The 22,850-nt window shown below is 52.2% G+C and carries 21 protein-coding genes and 1 pseudogene; 15 read left to right on the forward strand and 7 right to left on the reverse strand.

Features of this window, described 5'->3' with window-relative positions; all coding sequences use genetic code 11:
- Positions 1–253: 253 nt before the first annotated feature.
- Positions 254–703 (forward strand): annotated as a pseudogene (locus HQ912_RS27685) (TniQ family protein); the annotation flags it as partial.
- A 234-nt stretch (positions 704–937) separates the two neighbouring features.
- Positions 938–1,885: a transposase gene (locus HQ912_RS27690; RefSeq protein WP_260990083.1), complete on the forward strand. Its 948-nt coding sequence runs from the start codon at positions 938–940 to the stop codon at positions 1,883–1,885.
- Between the two features lie 414 nt (positions 1,886–2,299).
- Here the strand turns inward: HQ912_RS27690 and HQ912_RS01295 are convergent, their stop codons facing one another.
- Positions 2,300–2,707, reverse strand: a complete 408-nt coding sequence (locus HQ912_RS01295) for a MerR family transcriptional regulator (RefSeq protein ID WP_122612854.1) — start codon at positions 2,705–2,707, stop codon at positions 2,300–2,302.
- 100 nt (positions 2,708–2,807) lie between these two features.
- On the opposite strand from HQ912_RS01295, the gene HQ912_RS01300 reads away from it, so the two are divergent.
- Together HQ912_RS01300 and HQ912_RS01305 are read left to right on the forward strand one after the other, a co-directional pair.
- Complete coding sequence (locus tag HQ912_RS01300) at positions 2,808–3,248, forward strand: disulfide bond formation protein B (protein ID WP_122612853.1); 441 nt, start codon at positions 2,808–2,810, stop codon at positions 3,246–3,248.
- Complete coding sequence (locus tag HQ912_RS01305; RefSeq protein ID WP_173406359.1) at positions 3,245–3,889, forward strand: DsbA family protein; 645 nt, start codon at positions 3,245–3,247, stop codon at positions 3,887–3,889. Before HQ912_RS01300 ends, HQ912_RS01305 begins: the two co-directional genes overlap by 4 nt.
- Positions 3,890–4,124: 235 nt before the next feature.
- Here HQ912_RS01305 and HQ912_RS01310 read toward each other — a convergent pair whose 3' ends face one another.
- Positions 4,125–4,388: a hypothetical protein gene (locus HQ912_RS01310; RefSeq protein ID WP_162999866.1), complete on the reverse strand. Its 264-nt coding sequence runs from the start codon at positions 4,386–4,388 to the stop codon at positions 4,125–4,127.
- Positions 4,389–4,419: 31 nt separating this feature from the next.
- Here HQ912_RS01310 and HQ912_RS01315 point away from each other — a divergent pair, with 31 nt between their 5' ends.
- The 3 genes from HQ912_RS01315 to HQ912_RS01325 all read left to right on the forward strand — a co-directional run bounded on the left by HQ912_RS01315 (position 4,420) and on the right by HQ912_RS01325 (position 7,832).
- Complete coding sequence (locus HQ912_RS01315; RefSeq protein ID WP_173407505.1) at positions 4,420–6,516, forward strand: heavy metal translocating P-type ATPase; 2,097 nt, start codon at positions 4,420–4,422, stop codon at positions 6,514–6,516.
- A 130-nt stretch (positions 6,517–6,646) separates the two neighbouring features.
- Positions 6,647–6,853 (forward strand): DUF3703 domain-containing protein, encoded by a 207-nt coding sequence (locus HQ912_RS27985; RefSeq protein WP_313959891.1) that lies wholly within the window; start codon positions 6,647–6,649, stop codon positions 6,851–6,853.
- A 67-nt stretch (positions 6,854–6,920) separates the two neighbouring features.
- Entirely contained in the window at positions 6,921–7,832 is a 912-nt protein-coding gene (locus tag HQ912_RS01325; protein ID WP_122612850.1) for a cation diffusion facilitator family transporter, read from the forward strand.
- Positions 7,833–7,958: 126 nt separating this feature from the next.
- On the opposite strand, the gene HQ912_RS01330 is transcribed toward HQ912_RS01325, so the two are convergent.
- Both HQ912_RS01330 and HQ912_RS01335 read right to left on the reverse strand, forming a co-directional pair.
- Positions 7,959–9,395, reverse strand: a complete 1,437-nt coding sequence (locus HQ912_RS01330; RefSeq protein ID WP_122612849.1) for a heavy metal sensor histidine kinase — start codon at positions 9,393–9,395, stop codon at positions 7,959–7,961.
- Positions 9,392–10,066 (reverse strand): heavy metal response regulator transcription factor, encoded by a 675-nt coding sequence (locus tag HQ912_RS01335; RefSeq protein ID WP_039593197.1) that lies wholly within the window; start codon positions 10,064–10,066, stop codon positions 9,392–9,394. Before HQ912_RS01335 ends, HQ912_RS01330 begins: the two co-directional genes overlap by 4 nt.
- A gap of 475 nt (positions 10,067–10,541) precedes the next feature.
- Here HQ912_RS01335 and HQ912_RS01340 point away from each other — a divergent pair, with 475 nt between their 5' ends.
- The 5 genes from HQ912_RS01340 to HQ912_RS01360 all read left to right on the forward strand — a co-directional run bounded on the left by HQ912_RS01340 (position 10,542) and on the right by HQ912_RS01360 (position 17,146).
- The gene (locus HQ912_RS01340; protein ID WP_162999870.1) at positions 10,542–11,828 is read left to right on the forward strand and encodes a TolC family protein; all 1,287 of its coding nucleotides are present in this window, start codon (positions 10,542–10,544) and stop codon (positions 11,826–11,828) included.
- A gap of 88 nt (positions 11,829–11,916) precedes the next feature.
- Positions 11,917–13,140 carry an efflux RND transporter periplasmic adaptor subunit gene (locus HQ912_RS01345; RefSeq protein WP_122612848.1) on the forward strand — a complete coding sequence of 408 codons (1,224 nt, stop codon included), beginning with the start codon at positions 11,917–11,919 and terminating at the stop codon, positions 13,138–13,140.
- A gap of 26 nt (positions 13,141–13,166) precedes the next feature.
- Positions 13,167–16,334, forward strand: coding sequence for a CusA/CzcA family heavy metal efflux RND transporter (locus tag HQ912_RS01350; protein ID WP_122612847.1), 3,168 nt, complete (start codon positions 13,167–13,169; stop codon positions 16,332–16,334).
- Positions 16,335–16,476: 142 nt separating this feature from the next.
- Positions 16,477–16,665 carry a co-regulatory protein PtrA N-terminal domain-containing protein gene (locus HQ912_RS01355; RefSeq protein ID WP_122612846.1) on the forward strand — a complete coding sequence of 63 codons (189 nt, stop codon included), beginning with the start codon at positions 16,477–16,479 and terminating at the stop codon, positions 16,663–16,665.
- A gap of 148 nt (positions 16,666–16,813) precedes the next feature.
- Positions 16,814–17,146, forward strand: coding sequence for a DUF2790 domain-containing protein (locus HQ912_RS01360; RefSeq protein ID WP_122612845.1), 333 nt, complete (start codon positions 16,814–16,816; stop codon positions 17,144–17,146).
- A gap of 366 nt (positions 17,147–17,512) precedes the next feature.
- Here HQ912_RS01360 and HQ912_RS01365 read toward each other — a convergent pair whose 3' ends face one another.
- Positions 17,513–18,838, reverse strand: coding sequence for an OprD family porin (locus HQ912_RS01365; protein ID WP_122612844.1), 1,326 nt, complete (start codon positions 18,836–18,838; stop codon positions 17,513–17,515).
- A gap of 756 nt (positions 18,839–19,594) precedes the next feature.
- On the opposite strand from HQ912_RS01365, the gene lspA reads away from it, so the two are divergent.
- Positions 19,595–20,098 (forward strand): signal peptidase II, encoded by a 504-nt coding sequence (gene lspA / locus HQ912_RS01370; RefSeq protein WP_122612916.1) that lies wholly within the window; start codon positions 19,595–19,597, stop codon positions 20,096–20,098.
- A gap of 53 nt (positions 20,099–20,151) precedes the next feature.
- Here the strand turns inward: lspA and HQ912_RS27695 are convergent, their stop codons facing one another.
- Positions 20,152–20,277 carry a hypothetical protein gene (locus tag HQ912_RS27695; protein WP_260990060.1) on the reverse strand — a complete coding sequence of 42 codons (126 nt, stop codon included), beginning with the start codon at positions 20,275–20,277 and terminating at the stop codon, positions 20,152–20,154.
- Between the two features lie 354 nt (positions 20,278–20,631).
- Between HQ912_RS27695 and HQ912_RS27700 the strand changes: the two genes are divergently transcribed.
- Positions 20,632–20,865: a helix-turn-helix domain-containing protein gene (locus HQ912_RS27700; protein ID WP_260990084.1), complete on the forward strand. Its 234-nt coding sequence runs from the start codon at positions 20,632–20,634 to the stop codon at positions 20,863–20,865.
- 27 nt (positions 20,866–20,892) lie between these two features.
- Here the strand turns inward: HQ912_RS27700 and HQ912_RS01380 are convergent, their stop codons facing one another.
- Positions 20,893–21,786 (reverse strand): cation transporter, encoded by an 894-nt coding sequence (locus HQ912_RS01380; RefSeq protein WP_173406360.1) that lies wholly within the window; start codon positions 21,784–21,786, stop codon positions 20,893–20,895.
- A gap of 156 nt (positions 21,787–21,942) precedes the next feature.
- On the opposite strand from HQ912_RS01380, the gene HQ912_RS01385 reads away from it, so the two are divergent.
- Positions 21,943–22,794 (forward strand): sterol desaturase family protein, encoded by an 852-nt coding sequence (locus HQ912_RS01385; RefSeq protein WP_122612842.1) that lies wholly within the window; start codon positions 21,943–21,945, stop codon positions 22,792–22,794.
- The last annotated feature ends 56 nt before the right edge of the window (positions 22,795–22,850 follow it).

Consider the following 22,850-nt stretch of genomic DNA (forward strand, 5'->3'; position numbering starts at 1 on the left):
TAAATGGCGACCAGACCAACACAGTATCTAAGTCGCCACAGCCTGAATTTCCGTTCGGCGGATATCGATACGTGTTTTGGATTGAAGGCGTACCGCCATTATACGGTAAGATGAATTCACTGCCATCCAAGGTAAGTGGCGCCTCAGGGTGTGTAATTTTCAAGATCCTGTCCCCGGTACAGAAATGAATGAGTTAGATATATACTCCACCTCGAACGCGTTCTCTGAGCCTTATTTTGTAAGTCGGTAAATGATGTCTGATCTACTATTTTTCCCCGTGTCGATGCCGGATGAAATGCTTCACTCTCGTATCACCCGCTATCATTATCTGTCAGGCAATAGAACCCCGGCAGAAACCTACCGCGATTTATTCGCATCCAAACCATTTTGCATCGGTGGCATCGTACCCAGGCAGATCGAGAGGCTCGCCGACAGACTGCCTGGGCAGTCGGAGAGCAATCTCACAGAGCTGATCAGTAACAACACTACTTTTCCCGCTTACAGGCCCTTCCTAGGTGTTAAGCAAGGACCGGAGGACAACGTAGGACCGCTCGGGTACGACGGGGTGGTACGGGTGCCCCGCAGAGAAGAGTCGACACATGGCAAAGCCAAGCTTTGCCCAGCCTGCGTTCAGGAGGATTTGATAGACCGGGGTTCTGCTTATTGGCATCGATCACACCAAATACCTGGTGTCGGGGTCTGTTGGCGTCACGGTGACGCTTTGATCCATGCGTGCCCCAAGTGCTCCCACCCCTTCTATCGAAAGTTGAAGCTACTTCCCAATCTGACTGAGCCATGCGCATGCGGCTGGAGCCCATTAAACGAGACAACAAATCAAAAAGGCTCAAATTTAGAAAAGAAAGTCGCGCTATTTGCACACGATATCCTGATACGCAACCTTCCGCCCATAGGCAGTACGGTATTAAGTTCTTGCTACGTGCGCCAGTGCAAGAAACGTGGATTCATTTTTGGAAAAAATGCGGGTATCGCAAAACTATTTTCGAGCATCCAAAATGCTTACGGCGATGAGCTTTTATCAAAGATTGATCCAGCCTATAACACAGGGAAACATGAGCAATGGATCCGGCTAAAATCAGACAAAGGTCAGCTAAATATGCCGCTTGCACGGCATTTGATCATTGCTCAACATTTATTTTCCAGTGCAGATCACTTTGAGGAGGCACTAAAGAATGAGTCCATTCTGCTGAGTGCCTCTAGTTCTCCGTCCACTCCCAAAGGTGAAGAGCCGCATTCAAATAGAAAAACTAGGTACCGCCAAAAAATTGAGTTGCTCTTAGCGCTACGTTCCGACGCCAATGTAGAGTACCTCTGGAAGAAGGCGTATAAGCCTACGCAATGGATTATAGAAAATGATAACGCATGGTTAATGGCAAAACTCCGTGCACCTAAACAGGTTGTAGTTAAAGTCGAAAAGTCTGTCGACTCAAGAGATGCTGCCTATGCAGCCCTTATCGAAGAGGGGGTGAATGAGCTTTATAGGCTTACAAAAGATCCGAAGAGGGTGAACATTCGAAACTTGCAAACGCTGCTCCCAGGATCGCTGCCTCATGAATTAGACCTGCGTAAACAGAGGTTTCCACTCACCTATCAACAGATCAAACTCCATCAAGAGTCTGTGTGGCATTTCCGGTTAAGGAGCTTGGTCTGGACCATCTCCGAACTCATCAGGATGAAGCTACCTGTCAACTACTCGACTGTAAGATTGACCTCAGCGGTAGCAAGCAAGGTTTTCCTAGTTTTTTCCAGTTTTTTTGAATGGGATCTGGATAGCTTGGCAAAAACAGGCGTGGATGCAGAGGCTTTGCTCAAGTCGACAGGCGTAGCGAGGAATTGGGAAGGACCACCGGTTGCGATTAGCTTCTAATGCTATCTTTCTTGCCGGGATGATTGTGTTAATCACGATCAACCGTCATCACTTGGTACGGTCACATCGGGGATATTCTGTAGTGGTCAATGCTCAGCACCGTAGCACGCCCCTAAAATTACAGCGGCAATGGTCATAATCTCCTTGTTGCACGATCATGCACTTTGAGCTCAGAGATTGGATGAGCCTGGTAAGAAGTTGGTCGGATGCTGATGAAGGTGGCGAAAAGATATACGAAAGTCAGCTGGGTCGATTTTCTCCATGATCGCTACCTGCGACGTCTAATGGGACGTGGATTTGCGAACGACACGGGAGTCGTCAGTCCCGTAATTGACTCGATAATAGCGGACCAAACTGAGCAGTAAAAAATCTGGCTTCAGTCAGATTTTCTCGCAGACAAATCTTTATGCCACGTTAACTACGATTCGACAGAGATTCAATGATACGACATTGCTCTATAACACCTCCTTGGCAGCAAACACTCAATCGCGTCAGTTCGGCTTCTAACCCTCGTAAGTCTTGAATACGGATTCGTACCTGTTGTAGCTGCCCTTGCACCTTCGCATCCACCGCAGCGCAGGAAGCATCGCGTCGATCAGCAAGGCCCAACAGGTCACGAATGTCATCCACGCTGAACCCCAGCGCTCGGCTGCGGCGAATAAACAACAACCGATTGCGCTCTTCGTCCGTGTAAAAGCGGTAGCCCGATGAAGACCTTCCAGCAGAAGGCAGCAGCCCCGACTGTTCGTAATAGCGGATGGTTACGGCTTTGGTATCGGTCAGCTTCGCCAAGGCACCGATCGTGTACGTGGGCGCATTCATTTCTCTTGACCTTATAGTTGCTAGAACCCTCATTGTACTCGCGCTAGGCGACAAGCAAATCCATGCTCAGCCTCCGAACGCTACATAGGGCTCTGATTCGATGACAACCACACATCAAGTACGTCGGTCCGAAGTATGGCCGCTTCTGCTCTGCGCATGGCTGCTTGCCCTTATAGCAACGCTGTCAGTGTTGTTCGTTGGGGAGATTATGGGGCAGGTGCCCTGTGTGCTCTGCTGGTTTCAGCGTGCATTCATCTTCCCCCTCGTTCTGGTGCTGGGCGTAGCTTGCTACCAATCGGACGCGGGTGTCTGGCGTTATGCGATGCCATTAGCCGTTATGGGGTGGTTCATCGCGCTGTATCACAATTTGCTGTATTTCGGACTGATTCCTGAAAGCATCAAGCCCTGTGGGGCCGGCCCATCCTGCTCTGGCGCTGACATGACTATCCTCAGTGGGGTTCCGTTGCCACTGTTATCACTCGGCGTGTTCAGCATTCTGATCGTTCTTTTTGCCTTCATCCGTCGGAGATTTACCGTATGAGCAGACGCATCGCTGTTCTCGCCGTCAGCGTGCTAGCCATTGTTGGCTTTGCCGCCGCCGCTTTTTTTTATAACCGCGCCGTTACGGTTCCTCAGGCCACGGCACCGGTGCCGCAAAACAGCGCGCTGGAACGGTTCAACTCGCCAAGTTTCGGCCCAGCCAACGCGCCGGTGACTATTGTCGAGTTCTTCGATCCATCGTGTGAAAGCTGCCGTGCCTTCTACCCTATCGTCAAAAAGATGATGTCTCAGCACCCCGCCGATACCCGCTTGGTGTTGCGCTATGTGAGGCTTCACGTAGGGTCAGAAGAAGCTATTCGTATTCTTGAGACTGCCCGTAAACAAGGCGTATTTGTGCCGGTACTTGAAGCAGTCTTGGCGGCCCAACCGCAGTGGCATGATGATGCGCAAGCTTCAGCCGCATGGGATGCAGCGGCTCAGGCAGGCCTGGACGTAACTAAGGCTCGTGCGGACATGATGTCGTCAGATATCACCGCCACGATAGAAAGAGATGCCGTTGATGCCAAAACTGTAGGCGTAAGCGGAACACCAACATTTTTCGTCAATGGCAAGCCACTGACCAATTTCGGTGCTCAGCAGCTCTATGATCTGATCTGGAGCGAGGTCAATCAGTCACGTTGAACAGGACTGGTCGCGCTGGGAAATGCTTCAGAGCATCGAATCAGCGCTTGACCTTATAGTGGCTATAGGGTGTTCACTCCTCACCATGAATAGTGGAGAGCGTTCTCATGAAAACCTGTTGCGATGACAAGCAAGCACCCGAAAATCACACCGGCGTGGACGTTTTTGATCCTGTCGCGTCCAAGAGCTGCTGTGCGACTTCCGCAACATCGGGTGAGAGCGAGACAGTTCGAGATCAAGCCACCAGTTGCTGTTCTTCAAAGACCTTAGACGTGAATCCGGCGCTTTCAACGACCAAAAGTGCGGACTGCTGCTCTGCTGGTGGGAATCTCAGCAAGACAAGCTGCGCCACTACAGCTCCGACATCTTCTTTACATGCACTTTCCGAACCGACCGAACCCGCCACTTCGGTTGTTAACGATGCGTGCTGTTCGCCGTCTGGAGTGGGTGGCCCAAGCGCGTCCGCACCCAAAGTGTCTTCAGCCGCTGCCAGCGACACGGCTCGCTTCAGTAGTTTCCGGATTGGACAAATGTGCTGTCCTACCGAGCAAGGGATGATTGAAGGCAAGCTTGCGAAGATGGGCGGAATTCAAAAACTGGAATTCAACATGATGAACCGCACTTTAGGCGTCTGGCATGAACTGGCGGACACCTTGGGAATTGAAGCGGCGGTGTCATCGCTTGGTATGCACGCTGAACCGTTGACTGCTGAGGGCAAGGTGGCCAACGCAGATACTCCGCAAGCCCATTCTGACGCTACATCACCGCGTAAAAGCAGTTGGTGGCCACTAGCGGTGTCTGGTGTTGCAGCGGTAGGCGCGGAAGTCTTGCACTTCACCCAGTCAGCCCCAGAATGGGCGGTTGCTGCCGTCGCGTTAATCGGCATCACACTCTGCGGACCCACAACTTACAAGAAAGGTTGGATCTCGCTCAGAAACCTTAATCTGAACATCAATGCCTTGATGAGCATTGCGGTGACGGGCGCAGTTCTGATTGGACAGTGGCCAGAAGCGGCGATGGTCATGTTCTTGTTTACGGTTGCCGAAATGGTCGAGGCCAAGTCGCTGGATCGTGCGCGTAATGCGATCAAGGGATTGATGGACTTGACTCCGGAGCGTGCAACCGTGCGCCAGGCAGACGGTAGTTGGCTGGAGGTCGATGTTAAAGCCATCCAGATCGGCTCCTTGGTTCGAGTACGCCCCGGCGAACGTATTGGTCTGGATGGCGATGTTTCCTCCGGCAACTCTACCGTCAACCAAGCCCCTATCACGGGGGAAAGCCTGCCCATCGAGAAAGCTGTCGATGATCCGGTGTATGCCGGCTCGATCAATGAGTCCGGTTCCTTCGAGTACCACGTGACGGCTGAAGCCAGCAATACGACATTGGCCCGGATCATTCATGCGGTTGAAGAAGCCCAAGGTTCACGCGCCCCGATTCAGCGAGTCGTCGATAAGTTCGCCAAGGTGTATACGCCATCGGTGTTCTTTTTCGCCCTTGCCATTGCGATATTCCCGCCACTGTTTATGGGCGGATTATGGACCGACTGGATCTATCGAGCGTTGGTACTTCTGGTAGTAGCCTGTCCTTGCGCGCTGGTGATCTCGACCCCAGTTACCATTGTAAGTGGCTTGGCGGCAGCGGCGCGAAAGGGCATCCTGATCAAGGGGGGGGTGTACCTGGAAAACGGCCGCAAGATCACCCATCTGGCGCTGGATAAAACCGGGACAATTACTCACGGCAAACCGGTACAAACCGATTTCCTGCCCTTGGCTGATGGAGTTCCCGGAGATTATCGCGTTGCCGCCGCGAGCCTTGCCCAACGCTCGGATCATCCCGTTTCGCAGGCCATTGCCAAACAAACGGCCCAGCAATCGTTGCATTTGCGCGAAGTGGAAAACTTTGAAGCGCTACTGGGTCACGGCGTCCGCGGCGTAATTGAGGGCAAGCGCTACCAATTGGGTAACCACCGTTTGTTGGAAGAGTTGGGGTTCTGCACGCCCGACACCGAGGTAGCCCTGGACCACCTTGAGCGGCAAGGGAAAACTGTCGTCATCCTGTCCGATGACACACGGGCGCTGGCATTGTTTGCAGTCGCCGATACGGTAAAGGACACCAGCCGGGTCGCAATCGAGGAACTTCACGCATTAGGTGTGAAGACGTTGATGTTGACGGGCGACAACCCACACACAGCGCAGGCGATCGCCACGCAGGTAGGCATCGACGAGGCCAAAGGCAACCTCCTGCCGATCGATAAGCTTAAAGCCATCGAAGCCTTGATCGAACATCATGGCACCGTCGGTATGGTGGGCGATGGCATAAACGATGCCCCGGCGCTTGCTCGGTCCGATGTAGGCTTCGCCATGGGCGCTGCAGGCACCGATACGGCGATCGAGACCGCTGACGTGGCAATCATGGACGATGATTTGCGCAAAATTCCTGCCTTTATTCGCCTATCCCGCCAGACCGGAGCGGTACTTACGCAAAATATTGCCCTCGCGCTGGGCATTAAAGTCATTTTCTTAGCCGTCACGCTCACCGGCCATGCCACGATGTGGATGGCGGTGTTCGCGGATATGGGGGTGAGCCTGTTGGTCGTCCTGAACGGCCTGCGCTTACTGCGTAAATGAGACGAACATGAACCACGATTTGCGAGCGGCAATCGACGAGTCCTTCCTGAATGCCAGGCAGGCCCTGGGGGAATAATCCCCTCAGCGGGCTTATCCGTGGCTGGAAAGGGCTCACATCCTTACTCAGCGAATCCCTCCGCTCCATGCTTACAGCCATTGGCTAATATTTCTGGCTGGTTGGGAGGATAGGTATTATCGAGAGATGCTTGGCCAAGCGGCGCGTTTTCCGGCTGCTTTGCTGTTCTTTGGATATGGGTGCCATAGGGCATGCTGGTCGTGCCCGGCTCAGTGCCTTTCAGGTGATGCCACTTTCTCAAGAGCTGGAAACTCTTCTTAATGAAGATTGATCCCTATGCGCGGTCTGAGTCGTTGTCCCATCCGCTAACACATCTTTGGAGAGATATATGAGCGCTGGTCATAGTCACGGTCAAGCACGTGCAGGACACGAGAAAAAACTGTGGATCGCTCTCGCCTTAACAACGAGTTTTATGATCTCAGAGGTCATTGGGGCATTCATTACCGGCAGCTTGGCGTTGTTATCGGACGCAGCTCATATGCTGACCGATTCCACCGCATTAGCTATTTCATTGGTCGCTATTCAGATCGCCAAGCGCGCTGCAGATAAAAAACGGACATTTGGATATGCACGATTTGAGATTCTAGCAGCTGCTTTCAACGCGATTCTGTTGTTCATGGTGGCGGTGTACATCCTGTACGAGGCCTACGAGCGGTTTAAGACTCCGACAGAAATAGAATCGATGGGCATGCTGATCGTGGCAGTGATCGGGCTAGTTGTGAACCTTGTCTCAATGCGCTTGCTGATGTCTGCCAGTGACGAAAGTCTTAACGTCAAAGGTGCTTATCTGGAGGTTTGGAGTGACATGCTAGGCTCCATAGGCGTGATAGGAGCCGCATTGATCATTCGCTTTACCGGATGGACTTGGGTTGACGCGATCGTTGCCGCAGCTATTGGGTTATGGGTCCTTCCCAGAACTTGGATCTTGCTAAAAGAAAGCATGAATATCCTGTTGCAAGGGGTTCCAGAGGGCATCGATATCGCTGAAGTGGAGCTAAGAATAAGGGCGGTTGAAGGCGTTGAAGATATTCATGATTTGCATATCTGGGCTTTGACCAGCGGCAAGAATGTCATGAGTGCACACCTTGTCGTCCAACGTTTCTCCCGCACTGAGCAGGAAATATTGGCTGAAGTGACGCACCTCATGAGCGAAGCGTTCCATATTAGCCATACGACGCTTCAATTAGAAAATTCGCGATTCCATGAAGGGCTCGAAGAAAACGAAGGTATGCAGCACTAGTAAGATACGTCGCGAACAGCCCATGTCAATGGTAGGGCACGTAAGGGGAAGCCCCCTACACCACCAGAGCATTTCTAGAGGTATGGGGGGATTTGAGTGCGGATTATGCAAGCTTGATATTGAAACTCACCCCTGAACCCGTCTTGCCTGCTGCCAGGAAGTTTGTCCTTCGAGGTTTGGAAAATTCAGCCTGAAAACAGTAATGCTACCAGGCATGCTCTGAACCTCCGCTGTTCCCTGATGAAGACTCATGATCGATCTGACAATCGCCAAGCCAAGACCAGTCCCACCTTCCGCACGGGAGCGACTGGTGTCGACTCTATAAAAACGGTCGAACAAGTGCGTCAGATGCTGAGGTTCGATCCCTGCGCCTGGATTGCCTACAAGTAGCGAGACTCGTTCGGCATGGCTTTCAATAACAATTGAAATAGATTGGCCGGCCGGGCAGTGGCGTATAGCGTTCGACAGCAGATTCGATATTGCTCGCTGAATCATCAGCCTGTCGCCAATGGTCTTGCCATTTCCGGCGACGCTTAGGCTGATCCGCTTTTCTTCCGCCGACAGTGAAAACAGATCTACGACCTTCAATGCTTCATCTTCTAAGGTAATTGTCTCGAACGGGACGAGCGCCGCTGGATGACTGACTTGAGCGAGGAAGAGCATATCCGAGACGATCCGGGTGACTCGGCCCAACTCTTCGGTGCAAGACTCCAACACCGCTTTGTACTCTTCTGCAGGTCGCTCCCGAGATAGTGTCACTTGTGCCTTTCCCATCAAATTGGTGATTGGGGAACGTAATTCATGGGCCAAGTCATCGGAAAACTGCGACAGCTGCTGAATACCACTGTCGAGCCGGTGGAGCATGAAATTGATACCATGGGCCAGTTCACTCAGTTCCTGAGGCATTTTTACCACTGAAAGACGATGACTGAGATCTTGGGCAGAGATCATGGCGGCGACCTTTCGAAATTCTCTCAGGGGAGAGAGCCCTCGTTGCACCACGGCCCAAGCGCTAATTCCAATGAGTATCAGTAAAAGCGGTAGAGCAATAATCGTCGACCGAAGATACGCGCTGAGCAATGCTTCATCGTTCGCACTATCCATGGACAGCAATACGGCGACATTTTTACCATTCTTCAATCGGATGAGTTTGGATGCGGTGAGGAAGTGTCGACCATCGCTGTCGGAATTTGAGGAATATGAAAGATTGTCGATGGCGGCGTTAGCAGCTTTCAATTCGATTCGTGGATCCGACAAACCAGTTCCGAATTTTAGTACTGGGGTCCTGAGGTTTGTCAGGTCATAGATGGACAAATTTAAATTATCGTGCCCCATGACTTGATCCAGCAAGGAGTGCGGTTTCGAGTTCACCTCCGCCATATCCTCGTAAAATGAGAGGCTGTGTTCCACCTGCTCCATTTTCTTTTCCAGACTATGTTTCGCCAATTTATCCAGCTCATGTGTTAGCGCGAAAAAGGCCAATATAGCCAGGAACACCACTAACAACGCCCCCAAGATACTCACCGTCAAACCAAGTCGCATTGACAGGCTCGCCGGCTTCATTCGCGTGCCTCCAATACGTAACCAACCCCGCGAAGGGTGTGGATCAATTTGTTATCAAAGGGATCGTCAATTTTGGCCCTCAATCTACGGATTGAAACCTCTACAACGTTGGTGTCGCAATCAAAATTCATGTCCCACACCAAGGAAATGATTTGGGTTCGTGAGAGTACCTCTCCAGTCTGACGCATCAGCAGATGCAGAAGCGCGAACTCCTTGGTCGTCAAATCTATACGCTGCGCGCCACGAAAGGCACGGTGGCGCCCTTGGTCAAGCTCCAGATCGGCTACTTTGAGTACCTGCGGCACAGGAATGTGCTCACTTCGACGCATAAGGGTTCGTACTCGGGCAAGCAGCTCCGGGAACTCAAATGGTTTGACCAGATAGTCATCAGCACCTAAATCGAGCCCGCGAATTTTGTCCGCAAGCCGTCCCCGGGCCGTCAACATCATCACCCTGGTATTGCTGCTTTGGCGCAGATGTTCAAGAACACCCCAGCCATCAAGTTCAGGAAGATTAACGTCGAGTATCACCAAATCATAGACATGTTGACGTGCAAGATGAAGTCCATCTGCTCCGGTTACCGCACGGTCGACTATATAGCCACTTTCTGTCAGCCCTTGATGCAAGTATTCGGCAGTTTTAGGCTCGTCCTCAATTACAAGGATTCGCATGATATTTCGCCCTCTTCAATAGGAAACTAGTTGGGTCAGAAGTGTTGTTGTTTTATTTTCTGAGAAGAATTATATAATTTGAAACCATTTAGTTTTTTGCGCTTACCGATGTCCGGCACTGGTATTAAATAATAATATTAAAGCCTGTAGCTGCTACAGGGTCAAGCTTGAACCCCCGGTCTTGAGCCATCACAGCGACTCCTTGCGACAACGTGTCGCACTTTGGCGTTTGAATCGAACAATGAGGCAAGCGCCACACATGGTTAACCAAAATCGACAAGTGCTGTTGGGCAGATACCAGGTTGGGATTTGTTTCGGCATATTGCTGCCCTTACGCTCGAGTCTTTCATTCCTCCTATGCTAGTGCAAAAAAAATAGCTGCATCGTTGGATAACGTATTTGTAATTTTTCAGTCACCTTGCTGATAAGTGCGAAACTTTACATTTACGTATAGAGAATAGGCGTTGAAGGAACTATGAAATTGCGTCCGCATAGAAAGTTAACTGCACCCTTAAACATAAAAAAGACCTTACTAGTTGTAGGCTTGAGTTGTATGTTCTTAATGGCAGACACCAGTTTTGCCGCAGTTTCGTCTTCTCAGACGCTGACCATGGATCAGGCACTGGAATCGGCCTTTGCTAACAATCCCGAATTGGCGGCAGCACAATGGGAAATTGGTATCAGCCAAGGAGATCGAAAACAAGCGGGTTTGATTCCCAACCCCGAGCTTTCTTGGGAAGCTGAAGATACCCGACGGAGCTCGCGCACTACGACGGTGATGATCAACCAACCGATTGAGCTTGGCGGCAAGCGCGGAGCTAGGATAGAAGTTGCCAGTCGAGCCCAAGACGCGGCTGGTATTGAATTGGAGCGTAAACGCAATATTCTACGTGCAGAGGTCATCCAGGCCTTTTCTAGCGCCTCGACGGCCCAGCAGAGATTGCTCTTATCGCGTCAGTCTCTTGCGCTTGCCGAGCGCGGTGTTCGTGTTGCTCAAGGACGGATTAATAGTGGTAAATCATCCCCCATCGAAGGTACACGAGCAGAGGTCCAGTTATCTGAAGTGCGCCTAGAACTGCGCCGTGCTGAGCGCGACGAAGCAAATGCTTATCAGCAGCTTGCGCGAGTAATGGGCGCACCGTTGCCTTCATTCACATCCGTCGGTGAGTCAGACCGGCCAATGCCCAACGTTCCGGAACCGTCACTGCTGCTCAACCGCATCGGTGAAACTGCTGAATTACGATTGGCAAAACTACAAATTGATCAGCGTGAAGCTTCTCTTGATCTGGAGAAGTCTCAGCGTGTTCCAGATCTCACCGTAAGTGTGGGCAGTCAATACGATGAACGAGAACGCGAGCGCGTGAACGTTGTAGGGCTGTCGATGCCCATTCCGTTGTTCAATCGTAATCAAGGCAATGTACTGGCCGCAGCCCGCCGAGCCGATCAGGCCCGCGACCTTCGCAATTCAAGCGAGTCACGCCTGCGCACAGAAATCCAGATCGCTCTGGATCAGTGGATGACGGCGAACACCGAAGTTACCTCTTTCAATCAAACCATCCTGCCTGCCGCGCAAAATGCCGTCGACACCGCGACCCGAGGTTTCGAAATGGGCAAGTTCAACTTCCTGGATGTGCTCGATGCACAGCGCACGTTGATCAGCGCACGTAACCAATACATCCAGGCCATTGCAGAGGCAACAGACGCCTGGGTGCGCATTGAGCGAGTTTTCGGTGATGTCACTCAGTTAACTCGTTCCCAGTGAATTTCATATAACGCTTTTGTACCGCTGCTCAGCACTGCATTGTCACGCTAATCCGTGACTGCCCGATTGAGCTGCGTAGGGAGTTTTCATGGATAAAAAACAAATTTTTGTGATCGCGCTGACCCTGACGGTGGGCATGGGAATCGGCTCATTCTGGGTTGGTAAAACGTCTGCACCGTCCGCCGAAGCTCCGCCTCATGAGGAGCATGGCCACGATGACGACGGCAACAAGGATGCCGGTGGGTCAAAAGCTGTAGGCGAACATGCCGAGGGCGAAGAGGAAGAAGGTCACCTGACACTTAGCGAGGAGCAGATTAGCGCGGCTGGCATCCAGTTGGTCGAAGCAAAGGCACACAGCATCAGCCTGTCATTGCCCTTCCCAGGAGAAGTCCGGTTCGATGACGACCGGACTTCCCATGTCGTGCCCCGAGTGCCTGGCGTCGTCGAGTCGGTACATGTCAATCTTGGCCAGCCGGTGAAAAAAGGCCAGCTACTAGCCGTCATCGCCAGCCAGCAAATTTCTGATCAGCGTAGTGAGCAAGCCGCAGCGCAACGTCGTCTGGAGTTGGCGCGTACCACCTACGAGCGTGAGCGACAGTTATGGCAAGACAAAATCTCTGCCGAACAAGATTTCCTTCAAGCCCGTCAGGCTCTGCAAGAAGCTGAAATCGCCCTCAGCAATGCCCGTCAAAAAATCAGCGTACTCAGTGGCAGCTCGGTAGCCAGCGGCGGCAACCGGTATGAGCTGCGTGCGCCGTTCGATGGCGTCGTGGTTGAGAAACACTTGGGCCTTGGTGAGGTTGTCAGCGAAACCACCAATGCCTTCACTCTCTCGGACTTGTCGCGTGTGTGGGTAACTTTTGGCGTCTCCCCCAAGGATTTGAACAAGGTGCTGGTGGGCAAGTCCGTCACCGTCAATGCCCCAGAGTTGAGTGCCGAAGTCACCGGCACCGTGGCCTACGTAGGAAGTTTGTTGGGCGAGCAGACCCGTACCGCCACGGTCCGCGTGACCCTACCCAATCCGAAAGGCGCCTGGCGTCCCGGACTGTTCGTTACCGTGCTGGTAGATACCGATACCCGGCAGACGAAAGTCGCGGTGCCAGAAGTGGCGATCCAGACGGTCGAGGATAAACCGACAGTTTTCGTTCGAACTGATGACGGATTTAAGGCGCAGCCGGTGGAAATAGGCAGTCGTGCGGCGGGTCTGGTTGAGATCACAGAGGGCCTGGAGCCCGGTGTTCAAGTCGCTGCTGCCGGCAGCTTCATTCTGAAATCAGAGCTGGGTAAAGCCTCGGCTGAACACTCCCACTGATCCGCCATTTCCACGAGAAGGTTCTTATGTTCGAACGCCTGATCCAATTTGCAATCGAGCAACGCATCATCGTGCTGCTCGCGGTTCTTCTCATGGCTGGCCTCGGCATCGCCAGCTATCAGAAACTTCCGATCGACGCAGTACCCGACATTACAAACGTCCAGGTGCAGATCAACACGGGTGCCGCAGGTTTCTCGCCACTGGAGACAGAACAGCGAATCACCTTCCCCATCGAAACCGCCATGGCCGGCTTGCCAGCTCTTGAGCAAACGCGTTCGCTCTCACGCTCAGGTCTGTCGCAAGTCACCGTGATATTCAAGGAAGGCACCGACCTGTTTTTCGCCCGGCAATTGGTCAATGAGCGACTGCAGGTGGCCAAGGAGCAATTACCCGAGGGCGTGGAAGCGGTCATGGGGCCGATCTCTACCGGCCTGGGTGAGATTTTCCTATGGACAGTCGAGGCAAAAGAAGGCGCCGTTAAAGAGGACGGCAGCCCTTACACCCCGACCGACTTGAGGGTGATCCAGGATTGGATTATCAAACCTCAGTTGCGCAACGTTTCCGGCGTCGCCGAAATCAACACCATTGGTGGTTTCGCCAAAGAATATCAAATTGCTCCCGATCCAAAACGCTTGGCCGCGTACAAGCTAACTCTGACTGATCTTGTGACGGCGCTGGAACGGAATAATGCCAACGTCGGTGCCGGATACATTGAACGCAGTGGTGAACAACTCCTGATTCGTGCTCCCGGGCAGGTGGCAACCACCGACGACATTGCCAACATCGTGATGGCCAACGTCGATGGCACGCCGATCCGCATCAAGAATGTGGCAACAGTTGATATCGGCCGTGAGCTGCGCACGGGGGCCGCTACCGAAAACGGTCGTGAAGTCGTGCTTGGCACTGTGTTCATGTTGATCGGTGAAAATAGCCGAACCGTCTCTCAGGCCGTTGCCGCCAAACTGGAGCAAGTCAATCGGTCACTACCGGAGGGGGTGGTGGCGGTCACGGTATACGACCGTACCAATCTCGTGGACAAGGCGATTGCCACGGTCAAAAAGAACCTGATTGAAGGTGCGATCCTGGTCATCGCAATTCTGTTCCTGTTCTTGGGCAACATTCGCGCCGCATTGATCACTGCCATGGTTATTCCTTTGGCAATGCTGTTCACATTCACCGGTATGTTCACCAACAAAGTCAGCGCCAACCTGATGAGTCTCGGCGCGTTGGACTTCGGCATCATTGTTGACGGAGCGGTGGTGATTGTCGAAAACGCGATCCGGCGCTTGGCTCATGCACAACAGCACCATGGACGTATCCTCACACGTTCCGAACGGATGCATGAAGTGTTTGCAGCGGCAAAGGAAGCGCGCCGCCCACTGATTTTCGGTCAGTTGATCATCATGGTCGTGTATCTCCCGATTTTTGCCCTGACCGGTGTTGAAGGGAAAATGTTCCACCCCATGGCGTTTACAGTCGTAATCGCCCTGCTGGGCGCCATGCTGCTGTCCGTTACCTTTGTTCCTGCGGCGATTGCCATGTTCGTAACTGGCAAGGTCAAGGAAGAAGAGAACGTGATCATGCGTGGCGCGCGTCGGATGTATGCACCTGCGCTGGATTGGGTCATGAACCACCGATCAGTGGCCTTTGTCATGGCACTTGGCCTCATTGCAGTGTGCGGGGTTGTCGCCAGTCGAATGGGAAGTGAGTTTGTACCGAGCCTCAGCGAAGGGGATTTTGCCCTGCAAGCACTACGCGTGCCGGGCACCAGTCTGACGCAATCGGTAGAAATGCAGCAGCGTTTGGAAAAGCTAGTGCTGGCAAAAGTGCCTGAAGTCGAACGAGTTTTTGCTCGTACCGGTACCGCAGAGATTGCCTCCGATCCAATGCCGCCGAATATCTCTGACAGCTATGTGATGCTTAAGCCTAAGGATCAATGGCCTGATCCGAACAAATCCCGGGATGAGTTAGTCGCGGATATTCAAAAGGCTACGGCCGCGATGCCCGGCAGCAACTATGAGCTTTCGCAGCCTATTCAATTGCGTTTCAACGAGCTGATATCAGGCGTGCGCAGTGACGTAGCCGTTAAGGTCTTCGGTGATGACATGGCAGTGCTTAACAGCACAGCTGCGAAAATCGCTGCCTCTATGCAGAAGGTCGAAGGAGCTTCAGAGGTCAAAGTCGAGCAGACCACAGGGCTACCAGTACTTACCATTAACATCGACCGTGACAAGGCCGCGCGTTATGGCCTGAATGTTGGTGATGTACAGGACACCATAGCGGTAGCGGTTGGTGGTCGCCAAGCGGGTACGATGTATGAAGGAGACCGTCGTTTCGATATGGTTGTGCGTTTATCTGATGCCATGCGCAAGGACATTGAAGGGTTGTCTACGTTGCTGATTCCAGTACCGGCGCTGGTCAATGGCAATGCAGAACAGATTGGTTTCATTGCTCTCTCAGAAGTAGCAACTCTCGATCTGGTGCTTGGGCCGAATCAGGTCAGTCGCGAAAATGGTAAGCGTCTGGTAATCGTAAGCGCTAACGTGCGAGGTCGGGATATAGGCTCTTTTGTTCAAGAGGCCAGCAGTGCTATTGATCGAGAGGTACAGGTGCCGGCTGGTTATTGGACTAACTGGGGTGGGCAATTTGAGCAACTCCAGTCGGCTGCGAAACGTCTCCAAATCGTTGTCCCGGTGGCCCTGCTCCTTGTATTTGCCCTGCTTTTCATGATGTTCAACAATCTCAAGGACGGCCTCCTGGTATTCACCGGTATTCCATTCGCGTTGACTGGAGGGGTCATGGCTTTGTGGCTACGTGACATCCCGCTGTCGATCTCGGCGGGTGTTGGTTTCATTGCTTTGTCGGGGGTTGCGGTGCTGAACGGTTTGGTGATGATAGCGTTCATTCGCAATCTTCGAGAGCAGGGGTATTCGTTAAATTCTGCTATCAATGAAGGAGCCCTCACGCGGCTTCGTCCGGTATTGATGACAGCTTTGGTGGCTTCCCTCGGCTTTATACCTATGGCTCTGGCCACTGGCACCGGGGCAGAGGTTCAACGACCACTGGCTACCGTTGTGATTGGGGGCATCCTGTCCTCGACTGCATTAACGCTGTTAATACTGCCTGCGCTCTATCAATGGGTGCACCGCCACGATGAGGATGAACCCGCAGAAGGCAGAATAACAACCCAATAGTTCTTTTGGTTTTGAGCCCGCTGCTGTTGTTCACCAGCGGGTTTTTTACACCAGGAACGATTACGAATATGTAATCTGAGTGCCACCGTGATGATAGGTTCGAATTGATACCCTAATAGCGTTATCTATATGAGGTGTCAGAATGAAACTTACTAAAATCTTTGCTGTTGCGGGTGCTTTGGCCCTTTCTTCATTCGCTATGGCGGAAGGCGGCGGAGACAGAACATTCGAGAAGATGATGGCGGCAAAAGATCTGGCAATGGAGAAGTATGTAGCGAAACAAAATGCCTCAATGGTGTCAAGTGACGAAAAGAATGAGAAGGCTAAGTAAGCGTAGCCATGCAGTCTGGAATCAGCGCCCCTAGGCTCCTAGTGGCGGGTTTTTTTGCCGGTTTGATTACATACTTGTAATTTTAGCGCCACCCGGTCGCAATCATTAGCCTGATATCCTCTTGACTGTATTAGTTAAGGTGCTGAATATGAAATCTATTAACATTTTAGCTTTGTTCGGACTTTTAGCTTTCTCGTCAAGCGTGTTTGCAGAGGGGGGAGGAGATAAGGCTTTTGAAAAAATGATGGCTGCCAACACTAAAGCTATGGAGAAATACGCAGTCAGCCAAGGAAAAAGCGCGCCGGTACCGAAGCAATATGAATATGGAATGAAGGTGGATGTGGTAAAGGTGATCAGTGTGGTGCGCCCTGCGAAAGTCTGCGCAGTAGTGCCGGCCGCAATGACTTATGAAGACTCCGTAGGGCAACTAAACACGATCACTTACACGGTGGCTGGAGACTGCCGTAGGCGAGGCGGTTAATACCTGCGCTGTCATAACAATTAAACGCGCGACCCGCTTCGTTAGTCGAAGGTGTCGGGCGTTTTTGTTTGTTCGAGTTTTGAAAGGCAAAAAAAGACGTCCCGAAGGACGTCTCAAAATTCACCTTACCAAAGGAGCAAAGGAGCTTCCAAAGGTGAATGGATATGACAACTGAACAGCATTGAGTTTGGATTTTCACAATCTAGCTACTCATCCTTAGAACCCCAGCCAGATGCGCTAGCTAAAATTCTATCAACTCACGATAAGTATAAAGAATATAACCTAACGTGAAGATGATTGAAAAATGACATTTCTGTAACTTTTCGGGGGACGGGACGCTCGCAGGGCGAGTCATCCCGTTCGATGTCACAGGACAGCTAATGGATACTCGACAATCACACGTACTTCATCAAGGTCAGATTCAAATGCTGTTGCACGAGTGTTTGCTTGGCGCAGGCGGAAAGACATGTCCTTCAAAGACCCGGTCTGAACTACATATTTCACCTCAATATCGCGTTCCCAGCGTTTCTGATCGGTCAGCGGATTTCCCTCTGCATCCCGTCGCATATAGGTTCCATTAGCGTTGGAGTAATCGGCATCGGTGCCACGGGCGTAACGTGTCATAAACGACAGTCCTGGCACGCCATATGTCGTCATATCCAAGTCGTATCGGACCATCCATGAACGCTCTTTAGGCGAGTTGAAATCGCTGTATTGGATTGAGTTGTCAAGAAAAATGGAATCCGATTGGCGCAGGTAGTCGAAGTCGTCGTTACCATTGTTTCGTTGGTGAGACAACGCGACAGAGTGTGCGCCATACTTCACGCCGACTTTAGCACTCCAAATATTATTGTTGAATTCACCTAGCAGTTTTTTGCCTTCATCGACGGCTTTGTAGTAGTTCAAGCCGCCGAATACGGAGAGTTCGTCCGAAAGCGAGTAGTTTAATCCCGTGCCGGCATAATATTGATTCCAGGCGTCTTTGAGGCGGCTGGAGTAGAGGCTGACAATCACATTCTTGTTTAGATTGTAGTCACCGCCAAAGTAACCGACCCAAGGTGAGTTAACAGGTCCGGCATAGAATGTCGCGAAATTGTCGCGCATATTGCTAGAAGTTGGCTGGCTCATAGCGTGAAGGCGGCCCGCCTGAACAGTCAATCCGTCAAAGCTGGTGTTTGTCGCCGTTACGCCTGTGAAGCTTTCTGGCAGAAGTCTGGAGTCACCGGCGGCAACGACTGGGTTAGCTGGGAATACGTCGCCGATCTTTACTACCGTGTCAAAGGCGCGAATTTTTGCTGCACCTCCAATTTTAGTATATTCGTCTCTAGCCTGCCCATCACTATTGACCGGTAGTACATCGAACGAACTACGGCCACCATTACGCCCGTCACCTGTGTCGAGTTTCAATCCGATCATGGCGAACGCGTCAACACCGACACCCACAGTGCCCTGAGTAAACCCGGATTCGAATTTACTAATGATGGCATGTGCCCAAGCCTCTGAGTAACCGTTGCCCGTTGCACTCGATTCACCGTTGCGATGATCACGATTGAAGTAATAGTTTCGGTTGAGAACAGTAAGGCTGCTGCCTTCTACAAATCCTTCGGCCTTTTCTTCCGCAAATACCGTGGAAGGGCCAGAACTGACAACGATCGCCAACGCGGCCATCGAAAATTTCGTGTTGTTATTCATACATCACTCCTTAGGTTCGGCAGAACTAGAAAGCTCTTCGGCTGGAATTATTGTTTACAGAAAGCAGGATGTGCCTTCCGCATCGTCGCCGAGCTGTATCGTTGCAATCTGGAGATAACGTGGACATGATCAGAAAATTACAATTTTGTAATGTATCTCTGCTTTTTAAGATTGGCTTTATTTGGGGCGTGTCAGCTGATGTGCAGATCTTGTTTGCTACGTTACAGTTTATGAGAGCCTTATGATCCGCAGCTCAAGCGGGGTATTCACACACGATTTGCGCTCAGATCGTATCCGTCCAACGAAACGCCTTTTTTGACGCAACTGCGGAGCTAATGATGTCCACCGAGCCAATACGTGGGTAGCTGTATTCGCGGTGATGGGGAGGCTGTTGGTAATTCAGAATGGCTTACGCTTACTGCGTAGATGAGAGTGAGACGAATCATGGCTTGCCAGCGGCTATCGACGAATACTATCCGAGTGACATTTATCTACTAGAAACGAAATCGTCTAAGGTTATCTATGGCAGGGAACGGCTCAAAAACCTTACTCAGCCCGTGCCTAAGCTCCATTCTTACAGCTATGGCTGATAATTTGGACGGCCGGGAGAGAGCGACTGATGCGTTGATCAAGCGGCGCGTAATACGGCTGCTTTGCTTTTCTCGAATCGTGAGGGAAAAATCGGACGAGCACGAGTCAGCGCCATACAAACGGTGCGGGAAGCGGACGAATGAAAGTTTTATTACGGGGCAGTCAATGATCACGTACCTTACGACCAGGCGGGCTTCCAGGCCTGGGCTTTGGTGGGGAATCGCAGCTGCCTTGGCGTTGCTCGATCAGGGGCTTAAGTTCACTATCGAACACCTCTATGAGCTGGGCTCCTCGGTCGCCGTAAGCTCATTCTTCAACATAGTGCATGCCCGTAATACTGGCGCCTCATTCAGCTTCTTGGCTGACGCCGGAGGCTGGCAGCGTTACTTTTTTGTTGTTATTGCGCTGACCGTAGCATTGACGCTCATCGCGGTACTTCGACGAGAACGTCCCTGGAGCGAAGCCTTGGGCTATTGTCTCGTCTTGGGTGGTGCCGTGGGAAATCTCATCGACCGGTCTGTCCGAGGCTTTGTCGTGGACTATCTGGATTTTCACTATCAAGGCTGGCACTGGCCAGCGTTCAATGCCGCGGATATCGCCATCGTGGGCGGGGTATCGCTTTTATTGATCTCGAGCGTGAAAAGCCCAGCGCCCTTAAGTAAGCGCTGACGATGGAGCGCCACCTTCCAATTGGTTCCGTCAGGTGGTCTGGTCGCGCGTGGCTAACGACTGGGTTGGCGGTCTTCGCTGGCCGTGCTGGTCATCAGGATTGGCATCACCATCAGGCTCATCAGATAACGATAGGTCTGGACGCGCCCATAACAGTTGAGTGCCTGCAAAGTCAGCACACCGAGTTCGCAGTGTTTATTCCTGCCGGAGTTCGGCATCGAATCAGCGGAGCCCTCATTGTTTCAGTCTACTTGGATGTTTTGGCAGAAGAGGCTCAGGTCTTGCCGAAGAGTATGTGGCCGACTTCAATCAAGATTGCTCCGGGTGACGCCGCGGAAATTGCGAATTCCCTGACGGGAGGCCCGGGAGACACTCGGTCCGCAGTGCGAAAAGCTTTACAGATAGGTGATGTACTTCCCGCCGAAGATCAGCGCCTGGCGGTAGTCAGCACGGCCATTTATCAGGGCAAGGTACGACGCGAAGAGTTGGCCGCGTTGGTCCACCTGTCCCCAACTCGATTCTCGCATTGGTTCGTGGAGCAGACGGGTTTGCCGCTGCGTAGTTATGCGAAGTGGCTAAGGCTGACCCAGGCAGTTCGGTATCTGGCGTGCGGGCAACCTATCACCACTGCCGCTCACGAGTCAGGATTCTCCGACTCTGCCCACTTCTCCAGAACCTTTCGCTCGCTGTTGGGTATAGATCCCTCATCGGCACTCGCCGAGGTGAACCTGCACGAAGCGAGTGTCTCGCCAGCTTTGCGGCCTTAGCTACAGGCCGCTTGCCGATTCGAATAGTTATGCTTTCAGCGCCAGGATTCGACGTGCGCCGTTCAGCACGATCAGGCCAACGACCGTACCAATCACCAAGTCTGGGTACGAAGACCCTGTCCACGCGACCAATGCCCCCGCAGCGATTACGCCAACGTTCGCGATCACATCGTTGGCTGAGAAAATCCAACTCGCTTTCATGTGGGCGCCACCTTCGCGGTGGCGATAGATCAGCCATAGGCAAGTGACGTTCGCCACCAGCGCCACGGCGCCTATCCCAATCATCAACATCGATTCAGGTTCGCTGCCATAGAGAAAGCGTCGACCAACTTCAAAAAGCACACCCAAGGCTAAGATGATCTGAAACATACCCGCCAAATGCGCCGCACGTACCTGCATCCCGGCGCTGCGACCGACCGCATAGAGAGCCAGCCCGTAGACGGCCGCATCGGCAAACATGTCCAGCGAGTCGGCAATCAGCCCAGTCGATTGAGCAATGAGGCCAGCACTCATTTCTGCGACAAACATCGCGCCATTGATGCCTAGCAAGATTTTTAGAGTGCTGGCTTCCTTTGAAGCATTCAGCTCTTCACTGGCACTGTTAGCCGATATGGACTCAGGGCTGACTGGCTGCGTACCCAGGAGCGTTGCTCCCAAGCCAAGTGACTCCAGCTTGATAGCAATCTGATCTACGGGCCCTTCGTGAAATACACTTACCTGTCTACCGGGTAGATCAAAAGATAATGAAGCAATCTCCTGCAAGCCATTCAGTGCGAGTCTGATCATCCTTTCTTCGGAAGGACAGTCCATTTTTGGCACCGAAAACTTACTGATCCAGGTCCCTTCATTCAATGGTTTTGCTGCTGCTTCTGGGCCTTTCGAAGCGGGGCCACAGCCACAGGATTTGTCACAAGAACTCATGGACCGCTCCTCCAAATGCATTTAGTCCTTTCGATTACAAACCTTATAGCCATTATAAGGTCAAGCGGAAAAGCTGATTCCTCGATTGTAGCTCTTTCATTCAATTCAAACTCCAGCCGCTGACATATCGTCTTCGCTTCCTTCAGGAGGTGAAAGATGATTATTATTATCCGATACGCCATACGCTGGATGAGCTATCCGCTCATATTTGGTGGCAGCGCTGCCTTTATGATCTGGGCGCTCTACACCGGCATTCCGCCATGGCCGACTACGCTCCTGATCGTCATGGTGAGCTTGTTCGCGATCGCCGGATTGGAACGATTCCAACCTTTTCGTAGGTCTTGGCTCGAAGATCATCAAGACACCACCACCGACGCATTGCATATGCTGGTCAACCTTTCCGTCATTCAGTTCACTGCTGAAGTCCTGGCCAAGCTTGGAGATGCGGTGCCGGCATCAGTTCGCCTTTTTCCCAGCGAGAGTCCCCTCTGGTTACAGCTGGTTCTGGTCGCAACCGTCCTCGATTTAAGCCTGTATGTCATGCATCGCATCAGCCATCGGGTGCATTGGCTGTGGCGTATGCACATGATTCATCACAGCGCAGATAGACTGTATTGGATGAATGGGGAGCGCAGACATCCTCTACATGCGGCGCTAATGGCCGGACCGGGATTAGTGATTCTGCTCGCATCAGGCGCGCCGTCGGCGGTTGTCGCAACTTGGTTCAGCATCTTGACCGTTCACTTGGCCTTTCAGCATTCAAACCTCGATTACTCGCTGGGTTGGCTACGCAACGTGATGGCAGTCGCGGAGTCACATCGCTGGCACCATAAGCGGGAGTTCGAGGATGCCCAGGTAAACTTTGGGGAGTTCTTCCTTTTATGGGATCACCTATTCGGAACCTTCTATGAGGGAGCGGAGAAGCTCGGTGATGCCCAAGTAGGTCTCCAAGAGCGGGACTATCCGACTGGGTATCGAGCGCAACTGATCGCACCGTTTCGGCGCTAGCTTTGGAAACGTACGACTATAATGATCACTCAGCTAATTCTTCTGTTAGCGGCCCT

The organism is Pseudomonas sp. MPDS (assembly GCF_013283895.1).
Taxonomy (GTDB): domain Bacteria; phylum Pseudomonadota; class Gammaproteobacteria; order Pseudomonadales; family Pseudomonadaceae; genus Aquipseudomonas; species Aquipseudomonas rhizophila.